Consider the following 12,735-nt stretch of genomic DNA (forward strand, 5'->3'; position numbering starts at 1 on the left):
ATGCACATGAAACTGCGTGTCTCTACTGCCAATACAGATAAGCAAAAATAACGATGCCCGTTTCACTCCTTAGAATGGAACAGGGCTATTCTAACTGCCAAGTTCTTTCGTTCAACTTATCTAATAGGCAAATTAGTTGTGGATTGCATTTCGAAAAAATCGGTAATCGGAGGACACCCAAATAAGCGGGCATATTCGCGACTGAATTGCGAATGACTTTCGTAGCCGACATGAAATGCAACATCTGCGATGTTGTATTTTTCAGTCATTAAAAGTCGTCGCCCTTCTTGTAATCGAAGCTGTTTCTGATATTGGACGGAGGTCCTCGCAGTGACTTGTTTGAGCCGATATAGCGATGAAGAACATTGCGCTAATTCATTAATGCGCAGAGGTTTGAATAGCGACTTTGAATGGGACAATGTTCTTGTCGCTCAAGAGTCACAGGCATCAGCTGCTTTCTACGTTCTAATTTCCCTGTAGCTTAATGAACTACGCCCCCTTCTTGGAGGGGTTATTTTCTTTTTCAGGAGTTAGATTGAGAATCATCAAAACGAAGTACTACATTATCATTTTGCACCATGACTCAGGATAAGAATTTGTTTTCTACATATTTAGAAGCGGCTTTAAACGAAGTATAATTGAGATAATATTTAGTTCACCATCTAATCCGGAATGACACAATGTTCTTGTCCCGCGACACTATCCAACACAGGTTCTGTTCCATGTTGATTCGGGCAATTTATTTGTTAGTCAATAACGGTTCTCTGTTTTGTAAATGATAATATTCAATGCTGCTCGATGAGCTTCTCTCATCAAAGTTATATTTGAAAGCAACATCTGGAAACGAGTGCTCCCTCATATTCTCAATTTCCTTCCAAGAAGGTCCGCTAATTTCTTTACTTATCTTCCCTACGGTTTCCATCCATACACACTTGTTGAACAGCATCAGAGTAACTTACAGTAAATCTTTTTGGGAACGGTTAGAGAAATAATCATGTCTGTGGAAGGTTTCTTCTGAATTGAATAACTTTATCTCTTCAGGTTCATCCGTAACTAAACGCTTTAAATTGCAATGTTGTGCATGTCATATTTGATATCTTCATGTTTGCCTGGTTTGCTTGAACCCAACGAAGGACAGCAGGATTCATTTGATCAGGCGCTCTCCATTCGTTCCAACTGTACATATGAAAATTAGCAAAGGCATATCCACACTTGCACTGAAATACATGTTCTAACTGTCAATTCGACAACAAGAAAGGTATTGTTGATTCACAGTTAGGGCACTGCCGGGCTTTTTGGTGAGAAGCGGGGAAATCCTACAATTCTTCAGAATAAAAAGCTTTAGATACGGATTCCGTAGCTTTAACAATAAAAGTTGAAATTTTACTGGGGCTTTCCTTCAGACCACTACTCACCCACTTTTTAATAATAGCTATACTGCCATGAGCGGTGAACGTATACCAGGACTCAAATAATTGTGGATCAAAATATTTTAATTCCGTCTTCCATCGTTCAATAGTTAAATCGTGACTGATATAAAGGATTCGTTCTAATAATTCTTTATCGCCATGCTCTGAGAACAGAACCTCACATATCGTTTTATTCGCTTTTATATACTTACATAATTCATAAGATAGCGTTTGAGGGTTTGAAGAACTCATCCCAACTTGCTTAATGTCTTCGTAAAGATCATTTTCAATCGTTGAAAGAAGCTCAAACTGATTAGCATAGTGTGTATAAAAGGTATTGCGATTAATCCCTGCTTCACTGCAAATGTCGGTCACTGTAACTTTATTGATAGTCCGTTCTTTCAAAAGCTTCAGCACGCTTTCCTTTATAACCATTTTTGTATATCTGACTCTGTGATCTGTTTTTTTGTCTGCCATAATATCCTCCCAATTTAAAATGATGAACATATCTAAGGTGGTTTGTATGATAACTAACATATCTCAATCGAACAGTCTGTTGTTTAAGTAACACAGTGAAATTATAATTTATTTGAACGTTCAATTCTATTTTTAAACTTAATGGAGGTAAAATATGGGTGATATAACTGTAGTGCCTGTATGGATAATTCAAGATATTATAGTCTTAATTGCTGCTGTTCTAATGGTTTTCTATATCCTTGATAAGGAAACACATCCCAATACGGTTCTTCTGCAGTTTATAGGTTTTGTGTTTTTTTACGCAGCCGTTTTTGAAATTACTGCTTCATCGCTTGGGGAAGGTTTTTACGCCTATGGGCGGAGTATTTTAATGTTATTTAATATACCGATTACTGTCCCTATTATTGAGTTTCTGATCATTTATTCCACTTTGCGTGTTCTAAAGTCTGTAAATATACCGTCCTGGACTAAACCATTTATTACGGGATTGAGCGCTATGGTTTTTGACTTTTCATTGGACCCGGTGGCTGTTAAACAAATATTTCAGACTACAGATGGACTCATGGCAAGATGGACTTATTATCCGCTAGCCGGTGAGCCTCAAATCTATGGGGAGCCTGTGATGAATTTTACAGGATGGATTTATATAGCGGGATATTGGACCATCTTTATTCTAATTGGTGAATGGTGGCATAAAAAGAAAGGCTACAGTAAATCAATTGGTTATATCTATCCGTTTCTGGCGGCCATTCTGTCATTAGCGTGTATGTTCTCACCTTTATCTAACTTCTTTAATTATATGGGGCCGTTCTTCGAAAGAACCTCTAATATGCAATGGGTGATGTTGATTACACTTTCTATAATTACAATCGGAATTTTAGCATTAGCTTTTATAAAGTTTTGGGACCGGAAGGTTAATTATTCAATCACTCCCAACAAAGATTTTCCTATCATGTTTACTTTCGTGGGGTTCCCCCTAGTCAATACTATGTTTTGTATTATAGGAGGTTACACGGAAGTGTTGTGGCTGGTCGCTCTGGCTCAGATCTTATTATTGCTAGGCTGGATTGGAATTTACATTATGGGTAAAAAAGCAAGTCCAATCACGAAATAACCATAAACCCAAGCATTGAGACAAAGACACACTTTCATTAATATTCCTTTTCGGCATTTTTATTTTGGTGCTTCTTGCTTAGATGAAAAGAAATAGACCGCCCCCACTAAGGTAACAGTCTTTTCCGACCCCACCTAGCGGCCGACTGCTCTTTATGTAGTTAATGTACACTGGAGTCGTGTTACAGCACGGCTCCTTACTTATTCTTACCTCTGTATAACAGATACTATAACGGTTTATAGGATTATTTCTTTTCGATTATTTTAAATTGTAAGTTGGAATGTGTTCTTGTCCTCATCAGCTAGTTTCAGACCGATATTTTGCCTTTTTAATATGTAGCCAACCCATGTTTAACCTCTCATCGTGTCAGTTGTCCATAACAATGTGAACATTTTCATGTATTATGATTACTTAATGAGGTTTTAAGTTGTATGTGCTCAACGTTTAGATATACATCTAATCGTCAATCGGACTATTGTTCTTGTCCATTCCGGCAATCGGTACAAGTTCTTGTCCTTGGCTCGGGACAAGAACTTGTACCGATAAAATAGCGACTTCAATGGGACCATGTTCTTGTCCCTCGACAAATACGCTCAATTCAGAGAGAGTTCCCTCATTAGGAACTCCCTCCTGTATACCTGTTATTCTTTAAAAGTTCGTGTTGAGTTGCTTTTTTGAGTTCTCTTAAATAAGCGTAGCCATATTTTTGATCTGGCTCAAGATATGCCCCTTCGGCCCATTCATTCCAGGCATTAACAAAAAGATATTCGCTTTTGTACAGTGTCCTTGCCCTCTCCATCTGTCTTGATAGATACAGCCCAAATTTCTCTGGAGTAGCACCGAGCGTACTCTGTCCGTCAACGCCTCTCCTCGGTGTATTGTCCCAATTGACAAAAGCGCCTGGATAGACAATTTCTCCGTCACGGTGTGGTGTTCGTTCGAGAATGAAGGACCATACCTTGTCGTAATTCACAGCAATATGCTGCTGGCCCCTGATGTTCATTTCGATCCAGATCCCATTCATATGTCCATGTGCAAATGTGTAATGTGGTTCAAATTCCATGCTCGCTTCAAAGATCTGATGATTAAATGCAGGGAATCCGCCAATGGTCTGCACAAAATGGATGCCTTCCAGACCATGTTCCAGAGCCAATTCTCGCCAAAACTGTATCATTTCCTCACATTGTGGAATGCTGGCTGGCCGATAGATCAGAAATAATGGCTTACCTTCCACTCGAATATATCGGCTCCCCTTAAATACCAGACGTGTACTGTAAGACTCTGTCGTTTTGGAGGAGCGGGGTTACAACGGATTAATCGCGAGAGCCTTCAGCGTATACATCACACGAGTTTCATATTTTTTTCAAGAATGTACGTATACTGTAGTAATATTACTAGGCTGATTACCGACCGCAATGGTGTTCTCTATAGGTATGAAATTATAATCAAGTACAGGTTGATGAAGGATATAGGCAGAAGAGGGTTTGACAATGATCTTCACTTTGTATACGACGGTTAACGTGTCACCTACAAGCATGTTTCGTAAAAGAAGTCCCTGACTAGGATCGGCAACAATTGGAATTGCATTTATGGTTAAGCTATCCGAAATAAATGTTGTTCCATACGGAAACCCGGTTCGAAATTGAATACATTCGGCAACGGTTGTTCCGGTATTCTGGATAGTCGTTGTATAGGTTACGATATCTCCAACTTGAACATGTTCTGCATCTGCTGAATGAACAATATTCATCTTTGGTTCCGCAGCATTCATTTGTAAGCCAATCGCAAGAAAGTGAATTGAATCGGTAGATTCAGTGGGTAGATGGAGAAATGCTGATACTTGCGCAGGTAATATCGTTGCAGAAATATCAATTTCTTGATTGTAGATTCCCCTGGATAACGGGGGGATATGGTCTGGTACATTTATTGAAGGATTAATGTTAGATAGCTGCTCAGTATTGGGTCCGAAAGATAGTGCGGGAATGGAGGATCGTTCCGTTCTCATTTTTCCAAACAAAAATAATGTACCATAATTTGGACCTATTGAGGGTGCTAATAGTTCAGAGAAGATAATGGGACTGGCAAGTGGCTTACTGTCACCAATTCTTAGAGAAACGTGGCGAACAGGAAGAAATGGATCACCATAAATAATGACTAGACCCCATATTGGATCTTGTTGTACGGATACAGGATCATCATTTTGCTCAAGTTTATCAACTGTGAATGGAGTATTACCAGCGTATGTAGCAAAAGAAGTGACGTTTATTGTAAACATATTGATTGGAGAAGATTTTTTTGTTCTAAATCCTTATAAGGAATTACATATGATTTGCCGTATATTTTCAACTCAAGGTCGTTGTTAAAATGCGAGTCTGTCACCAATATTAATTGGGCATGAAGGATATAACTGGATTGATCAAGCGAAATTTCGCTTGATTGTCCGAACGAATTTCCTATAAACTTTAGCGATAGTCGATCTGTTTTATTAAATATCATTTTCACGACACTCCATTTCTTGTTATGTTGTTTGGACAGCAAAGCACATATAAGTGTTGGTATAGCGCTCTTTGGTTTCATTTTTATGTGGGAAAGAGAACAAGTATCCCTATATTATAAGCATCTCCCTATTTACATAAGCTCAGATTCTTTAACAGTTACCAAACGGCCGTATTAATATATATATGAAATAAGCTTTATATAACCAACTGATTATAAAATCATAAATATTCAACTCATTTAACTTTTATCTCACCACAGGATTCCATCATAATGTTATTTAGATAATTACCTAATCCGAAATGACACAATGTTCTTGTCCTCAGCTTGGGACAAGAACTTGGTTCCTTAAAACAAAAAAAGCCGCTATAATAGCGACTTTGAATGGAAAAATGTTCTTGTCTCGCGAACCTCCCTACTACTTAAGCTCCCCCAATTGATTAAAGCCTAAAACGATAAGAAGTCGCCGATGCTATGTCGGCGACTTCTCTCTGTTCAATTCAATTACAACGTAATTGCACGGTGAGGCTTGTTGTAATGACTGGTTCCGCCGCCTCCGACAATAACACGCCCACCCTTATTAAACACCAGACGTTTGGTTATATTTCTTCCACTGAGCAGCACTTCAACTTTAGCTTGATTAGCAGTAGCTATATAGATGACATAGCCACTCTTATAAATTACTGTCCGCCAAACCCGGCTGGAGTATACCTGATTTTCCACTCTACCTGGTTTAGTTCCCTTCATCGAAATCCTTCATTTCTGAAATCTATGGGACACGTTAATAATCTATTCACTAAGACTCTCAGAAGTGTAGGTAGATTCCTAATTAGATGAAAGGAATAAAATCGAATCGACTTATGCAGTCTCGCGACATTTAACATTTAGTCGTGAACCCAGAATGAGCAAGAAATCACAGTTTGCCAATGCAACATTACAATACCGATTGCCGTAAGTCCACGCTCATCGGCTTCGCTGCTGGTAAATATCCAGACCCATTAATGAGCTTACAACAGGTATTCCAGTATGTTCAACTAACTCGTTTTACTACCAAAAAAATCGAAGACAGTTATCGCCAATTTGTAGACCCCAGATCATAAGTGGAATGAGCTTCTATGGGAATTGAAACTGAATCGGGCATAGTTGTTAGAGCAACGTGTAATATTTACAGGCAGATCAAGGGTTCCTGGCAAGCACGCACTATTATGCCTTATTCTGCTTTGGAGGTCTCTGATCCTTGTTGGACAAGATCGGATTGGACGTAGGCCAGTCAATTACCAATTGTCGGATCGCTCTATAATATGCCGCGAGCATGCTCCGGGAATTAATATTCGTCAACTTTGTACAAGACTTGGGTACTAGGTGCTAACCGTGAGCAAGCTCTTATGGGACCGGCAGCTGACGGTGATTATGTGCTCACTAATAATAAAATCTTCCCATTGACCAAACGTCGGCGAACCTCTTGCCTTACTCAAAAGACGATGATTTCTCTAAACATGATGCACTATTAGGGGATTTCCCTTTATTTTTCACGTGAATTTTTTAGACAATTGTCCATGTCAAAAATATTCAGACTACGTAAACTAAACCATCTAACAAGGAGGTGTTCAGCAATATGAATAAAAAGAAACGCTATTGTCAGTGTTGTACCCGAAAAAGTGTAACTTCTCCTCTTAAGCGAAGAAAAAGGAATGCACGAAATTCTAAAATTCCAGAAAAGTGGTAAAAATAATTTATCCACGATCTCAGACGAATATCACTAACTCAACGGGGTTAGGCTCTGCAGGTCCAGCAGGAATCATCGGTCCTCAAGGAACAGCTGGTTCAGCAGGTCCAGCAGGAATCATCGGTCCTCAAGGAACAGCTGGTTCAGCAGGAGCAGTAGGAATCATTGGTCCTCAAGGAACAGCTGGTTCAGCAGGAGCAGTAGGAATCATTGGTCCTCAAGGGGCAGCTGGTCTGGCTGGAGCAGCAGGAATCATTGGTCCTCAAGGGGGCCAAGGGCAACAAGGGCAACAAGGACAACAAGGACAACAAGGACAACAAGGAGCACAAGGACCACAAGGACCGGAAGGAGCACAAGGGCTGCGAGGACTACAAGGGCCCCGAGGACCGCAAGGAATTCCTGGTGAAAGCATAGTTGGACCTACTGGACCTACTGGAGCTACCGGGGTAGCAGGTGCGACAGGAGCTACCGGGGCAGCAGGTGCGACAGGAGCTACCGGGGCAGCAGGTGCGACAGGGCCGGCAGGGCCGACTCCAACAGCAAACTTTGCTTCATATTCCACAACAGCTTTTCAACCAGCTGGGGCAGGAACGACGACATTTACATGGGGAGTTATTAATGAACAACAAGGGGGCATTACAGCTGCTGTTCCTACCACAGATATCATCTTAGAACCAAATAGCTCTTACTGGGTGACATATGAACCAGGAATTGTAAATAATACAGCTACAGTTACTTCTAATCAAACTAATGCAAAATTAAATGGAACTGTAATACCAGGTTCCACTAGTAGTGTAACTGTACCTCCTAATTCAACAGTTTCATATGCTAACAGTTTTATATTTATGACTGGTGCTGATCCAAATGTGCTTACTTTAGATTTTATCGGGCCGGCAGGAACAGACGCGAGTATATCTGGAGGTATTAATCTTTTCAAATTAGCATAAATGGAAAGACGAAATGATCTCATAAAACGGATTCAAAAGTATGCATGTAAATGTTTCTGGCTCATTCGTTTTATAGCTTCGGATTGTCAAGAAAGTGTTGAATGTTTATTCCCTTTGTTAGAGTATAGAAACTTTCCATTAAACTAGAGGTCTATTAGCTGGAGAAGGAGTTCATCGTAATTATACATGAGCGGGATAGCCACCTTCTCCAGCCGGGGGGAACTGCATAGAAACTGAATAGGACCATATCTGTTAGAGTAGCGAGCATATAGGTAGACCAAAGGTTCGTAGTAAGCATACACTAACAATTCTCCTCCTCATTTGCATACAAGTAAGGACTGTTGGTTTGAAAATGCATTTCTCTATAAAAAGAGCCTTTAAATAAAAACCTTCGCATGTGTGAGTAAGGATTGTACCTGCATCGGTCTATCAAGGCAAAAGCCAGAAATTTTGAAAAGCCATTACCGTTGGTGTATCTTCCCTCCTTCACTAAGGCTTTACTTATCTTATGTAATTGTTCACCCCTGGGAACAGCTTTTTACCTATAGACTATCCTAAATGTGTCACAAAACTGAATAGTATGGACTTATCGTGCAGATCCTTACTTGCTCTTAAATAGGCCTTCTTTCCATTGCCAATATTTCAATTCCGTTGCGTCAGTTACCGATTTTTGGTTGGGCATCTCCGCTTTAAATTTACGATTCAGTATGTTCTCTGCAACCTACTGAGGAGGCCTAGCACCTACGTAATTCTTCCTCTTTCTTCGGATCACCGATAGGAAGCCTTTAAGTTTCATCAGACGGTATATTCGCTTCGCGTTAATAACGTGATCCATTTGTCTGAGTAAATGAAGTGGCTTTAATTATATTACCTGTCTACTGTATGGGAAGCATATTAAGTCATAAAATGACAAGGGATAGCCCTAGTCTCCAATATCATGCAACAAAAAGAAACTTTGTTGCTCGATACATAATCAGAAAGCTTTAATGATTCTGTTTGCCTCCAGAATTCTTTCGATTTGTTTTCCAATCTGCGGGCCAATGAGCTGCCACAAACAGATTTTACCATGACGGAAACACATCTTAGCTCAATTCAATTGGAGTTAAGTTCAAATCACCGCCAGATAAGAGTATTATTCTTTATGACAAAATGTGATATAAGATCATTCATTTTTATAAACTGCTGTTTTTGTTCTTCGGTATAGATTTGTGCTTTTTCGCGTGCATAACCAATAAAGCCACACATAATGTATTCCTAGCTTTCTAGAAGTCGTTGATCTTTTTAATAGGTATTCTCTTATTTAAACAGCTCGAAATTGAAATTAGTTCTTGACGAAATAATCCAAGGCTGAAAATGGAATAACATCTGCCAATCCTGTATTGTCAATAAGGAATATACAGATGCAGACTCAGTATATCAACGAAATGCTCACTTTCCAGATTTACAACCTCAACACTTGGTTTATCTGGAGGCATCGCTGATGGCGTATAAACGGTGCTTTAACGATGTCATGGACCGTGTTCTCCAATCGGTTATTTGAACAGTTCACATTGAAAAGTCCGACTACAAGCAGTAACACAAAAGTCATCATACGTAATCCCGGCAACGAATTTAACGACAACCAATCAGTTGGTCACAATAATCCCCAAAAGGTGATTGGTTTATTAACAAATGTGGCTGCATCATCCAAAGGTTTTCCGTTTGGTTCACAAACTTCTTTCCTGATCAATCTGGTAAGCGAAGGGGGAATCCGGAAATTTCGTTGTCTTCACGCCAAAAGATGTGCTGTGGCAAGAGGAAATGATCATGGCATCTACACTTGATAAACAGGGTCAGTGAACCCGAGCCAAAATGCCATTGCCTGATGTCGTTTAAAACAGACTTTATAATAGAAAATTGGAAATAACAGGAGAGCTGCAGAAGCTGTGGCACTTGCTGTCAAGTAAAAAGATACTCTTATTTAATTGGGATTATTTCAATAAAAAGATATATATGACCTCATTTCTAAAGATGAGAGCCTGATTGACTATATCCCTGAATACGTTGTCAGTCCTACAAAAGAACAACTGAAAGGGATGCTTGTGCGTCATCAATGCGTTACTTGAAGCCGTCGGAGGGGAGTCTTGGCGCTGGTATCTATAAAGTTAGTGTAATGATGAATTGAAGGACAAGATGATAATTAGATAGACGTCAAATCAGTAATAGGAACATGTTTTTGTCCAATACGGTAATCGGTACAAGTTCTTGTCCTTATCGTAGGAAAGAACTTGTACCGATAAAATAAAAAAGCCGCTTAAATAGCGACTTTAAAAGGGAACATGTACTTGTCCCCCGACAGGCTACAAGCTCAAAATTGGCATTCTGTCCATCACCTAAAAGCAGACTGCACCCGCTCAGGTGATACCAGATTGGTTCTGAGCTGAAATGTCCAAATTGTGCAGCTTGCATCGCACTCTCATCAAAACCCATGGCATAGCGTACTTTAAAGAGACTGAATGGATTGGTCATACCGTGAAATCTAAGTGTCCAAACTCTCTCATTCTCTTGTGCTGACTGAGCAATAAATGCTTGCTTCTTATGTCCTTTTCTATTGACCGCTGTTTCTAAATGTAACTCATCATATAGATAAGTGATATGCTCAATGTTTAGATATTTATCTAATCGGCAATCGGACTATGTTCTTGTCCATTCCGGCAATCGGTACAGGTTCTTGTCCTTGACTTGGGACAAGAACCTGTACCGATAAAATAAAAAAGCCGCTAAAATAGCGACTTCAATGGGAACATGTTCTTGTCCCCCGACAATTATACAGTGATACCATCTATTTTGAGATTAATTGCAATAATTTTCAGTCCTGTGAAATCCTCTACTACTTCTTTCACTTTATATTGCAGCTCCCTACATACCTCATGCAAACGCATGCCATATTGGACTATAATGCTTAAGTGAATATCTATGCCTTTATCATGTTCACGCAGCTCAATTCCAGCAGTGTTACCAGTCAATTTGCTAGTGATGGATCCGATATAAGTCGAACTTAAAACAAGCCCATCTGTCATATCCAGCGCCATATTTACAAATTTAGATATAGTCTCTTTGGAGAATGTAGTTTTCCCTAGTCCTGTTTGAATTAGCATGATTACCATCTCCTTGTTTTCCTTATAAAAATATCTTCAACAATCGAATTAACCTTCATCCTTTGTAATATTCATCTTTGAGTGTAAACAAGGGGCTCCGATTTAAGTATGAAACTGATGGCTATACTATGAGGACCACTGTGTGAGCATATAGCACATCTTCCCTCTATGATATGAACTTTTTTAATCGAAGTCTCATCCAGAATAATATTTCTTATCCATTCAGCGGTTTCCTTCTCTAATGTCTGAGCAATAATAATATGATCATGATCAATGCGATGAATTTGGCTTAGTATGCTTGACAAGAGTTTTTTTATTATCCGGTGTTTGTTTCCTCTATACTTCACTCCTGATAGCACTCTTCCGTGACTAACATATAAAACCGGACGTATTTTAAGCATATTTCCCAGAAGATGTTTAAGATTGCTTAAATATCCCCCTTGATGGAGATAATCGAGATTATTAACAAGTACGTTCAATTGAATTTCATCTCTTATTGTTTCAAGCGATTCTGCTATAGCTATAGCGCTCTTACCTTCACTAGCTAATTGTGTGGCTAATAAAACCATCATGGCTGTCCCGGCAGAAACATTTAGAGAATCCACAACGGTTACTCTCCCCGGAGGAAACTCGCGCGAGGCTGTAACTGCATTTTGATATGTTGATGATAAATGAGAAGACATACTGATATACAGTACATCTTCTCCGTTCTCAATAACCGGGCGAAATGCTTTAAAAAAGTCAGCTGGTGGAGGCGTGGAAGTCTGCGGCAATTGTCCCTTCATCTCAACTTTGTTGTACATGTCATGGACGTTGATCTCTATGCGATCAAGATAGGAATACTCCTTAAAAACGATGTATAATGGAATGATTCCTATGTTATACTTATCAATCCATTCCTCCGGAACATCCGAGATGCTGTCTACAAAAATCCGCACTTTGGACACTGTCTTTCCTCCTTTAACCCAGTTTCTATCTGTTTAAGGTTGTAGAACCTAAAATCGAATCCTTTTCTTTTGTAGAAGTAACTTCTAATTTCGATGCGTTCTGAATGTAAGAAGTAAGTGGCTTATTTTCAGGTTTGATAGCAGCTGGAGATTCCAAGGTAATTTCTGTCGTCGAACATCCCAAAAGGGTTAGAAATACAGCTAAACTCAATGCGTTAATATACTCCTTCATATCATCATCTCCAAATAATTACTTATTTAATGACATTACAGACTATCTATACAAAGGATAAACCTAGAAGCTTATTTATATTGTACGTCTGGTAATCTTGCAAAACATCGTTCAAAGGGGCATACCTGTCTGCCCAATTGGGCAATGTTAATATACGATTATGAATGAGTTCTTAGTTATGCATTTAAGGTTAACTTTTCCAATTGAATTATCGGTTATCCTGATGAAGATAGAAGAAAAATACAAAAAA

At 39.3% G+C, this 12,735-nt stretch carries 11 protein-coding genes and 1 pseudogene; 3 read left to right on the forward strand and 9 right to left on the reverse strand.

The window, feature by feature from the left end; genetic code table 11:
- Positions 1-116 precede the first annotated feature (116 nt).
- Positions 117-395, reverse strand: a pseudogene (locus ACUTVW_RS07205) (helix-turn-helix transcriptional regulator); the annotation flags it as partial.
- 921 nt (positions 396-1,316) lie between these two features.
- The gene (locus ACUTVW_RS07210; RefSeq protein WP_445645158.1) at positions 1,317-1,886 is read right to left on the reverse strand and encodes a TetR/AcrR family transcriptional regulator C-terminal domain-containing protein; all 570 of its coding nucleotides are present in this window, start codon (positions 1,884-1,886) and stop codon (positions 1,317-1,319) included.
- Between the two features lie 154 nt (positions 1,887-2,040).
- On the opposite strand from ACUTVW_RS07210, the gene ACUTVW_RS07215 reads away from it, so the two are divergent.
- On the forward strand, positions 2,041-3,000 hold the full coding sequence (locus ACUTVW_RS07215) for a carotenoid biosynthesis protein (protein WP_445645159.1): 960 nt from the start codon (positions 2,041-2,043) through the stop codon (positions 2,998-3,000).
- 456 nt (positions 3,001-3,456) lie between these two features.
- Here ACUTVW_RS07215 and ACUTVW_RS07220 read toward each other — a convergent pair whose 3' ends face one another.
- The 4 genes from ACUTVW_RS07220 to ACUTVW_RS07235 form a co-directional block, all read right to left on the reverse strand.
- A complete protein-coding gene (locus ACUTVW_RS07220) occupies positions 3,457-3,597 on the reverse strand; it encodes a hypothetical protein (protein WP_445645160.1) in 141 nt (46 codons plus the stop codon).
- A gap of 19 nt (positions 3,598-3,616) precedes the next feature.
- On the reverse strand, positions 3,617-4,264 hold the full coding sequence (locus tag ACUTVW_RS07225) for a glycoside hydrolase family 99-like domain-containing protein (protein ID WP_445645481.1): 648 nt from the start codon (positions 4,262-4,264) through the stop codon (positions 3,617-3,619).
- Between the two features lie 99 nt (positions 4,265-4,363).
- A complete protein-coding gene (locus tag ACUTVW_RS07230) occupies positions 4,364-5,275 on the reverse strand; it encodes a DUF11 domain-containing protein (RefSeq protein ID WP_445645161.1) in 912 nt (303 codons plus the stop codon).
- A gap of 725 nt (positions 5,276-6,000) precedes the next feature.
- Positions 6,001-6,243, reverse strand: coding sequence for a hypothetical protein (locus ACUTVW_RS07235; RefSeq protein WP_445645162.1), 243 nt, complete (start codon positions 6,241-6,243; stop codon positions 6,001-6,003).
- Between the two features lie 972 nt (positions 6,244-7,215).
- On the opposite strand from ACUTVW_RS07235, the gene ACUTVW_RS07240 reads away from it, so the two are divergent.
- On the forward strand, positions 7,216-8,169 hold the full coding sequence (locus ACUTVW_RS07240; RefSeq protein ID WP_445645163.1) for a hypothetical protein: 954 nt from the start codon (positions 7,216-7,218) through the stop codon (positions 8,167-8,169).
- Positions 8,170-9,674: 1,505 nt separating this feature from the next.
- Entirely contained in the window at positions 9,675-9,992 is a 318-nt protein-coding gene (locus ACUTVW_RS07245; RefSeq protein WP_445645164.1) for a hypothetical protein, read from the forward strand.
- A 981-nt stretch (positions 9,993-10,973) separates the two neighbouring features.
- Here ACUTVW_RS07245 and ACUTVW_RS07250 read toward each other — a convergent pair.
- From ACUTVW_RS07250 to ACUTVW_RS07260, 3 genes are all read right to left on the reverse strand, one after another.
- A complete protein-coding gene (locus tag ACUTVW_RS07250) occupies positions 10,974-11,306 on the reverse strand; it encodes an Asp23/Gls24 family envelope stress response protein (RefSeq protein WP_336120078.1) in 333 nt (110 codons plus the stop codon).
- A gap of 71 nt (positions 11,307-11,377) precedes the next feature.
- Entirely contained in the window at positions 11,378-12,253 is an 876-nt protein-coding gene (locus ACUTVW_RS07255) for a DegV family protein (protein WP_445645165.1), read from the reverse strand.
- A 25-nt stretch (positions 12,254-12,278) separates the two neighbouring features.
- Positions 12,279-12,485, reverse strand: coding sequence for a hypothetical protein (locus ACUTVW_RS07260; RefSeq protein WP_336120076.1), 207 nt, complete (start codon positions 12,483-12,485; stop codon positions 12,279-12,281).
- Between the last annotated feature and the right edge of the window lie 250 nt (positions 12,486-12,735).

The sequence above is a fragment of the Paenibacillus sp. TSA_86.1 genome (assembly GCF_052691815.1).

Excerpts from the sequence above, each read along its gene's own strand:
- ACUTVW_RS07210 (WP_445645158.1), bottom strand. The coding sequence starts at position 1,886 with ATGGCAGACAAAAAAACAGATCACAGAGTCAGATATACAAAAATGGTT.
- ACUTVW_RS07215 (WP_445645159.1), top strand. The coding sequence starts at position 2,041 with ATGGGTGATATAACTGTAGTGCCTGTATGGATAATTCAAGATATTATA.
- ACUTVW_RS07230 (WP_445645161.1), bottom strand. The coding sequence starts at position 5,275 with ATGTTTACAATAAACGTCACTTCTTTTGCTACATACGCTGGTAATACT.
- ACUTVW_RS07235 (WP_445645162.1), bottom strand. The coding sequence starts at position 6,243 with ATGAAGGGAACTAAACCAGGTAGAGTGGAAAATCAGGTATACTCCAGC.
- ACUTVW_RS07245 (WP_445645164.1), top strand. The coding sequence starts at position 9,675 with ATGTCATGGACCGTGTTCTCCAATCGGTTATTTGAACAGTTCACATTG.
- ACUTVW_RS07250 (WP_336120078.1), bottom strand. The coding sequence starts at position 11,306 with ATGCTAATTCAAACAGGACTAGGGAAAACTACATTCTCCAAAGAGACT.
- ACUTVW_RS07260 (WP_336120076.1), bottom strand. The coding sequence starts at position 12,485 with ATGAAGGAGTATATTAACGCATTGAGTTTAGCTGTATTTCTAACCCTT.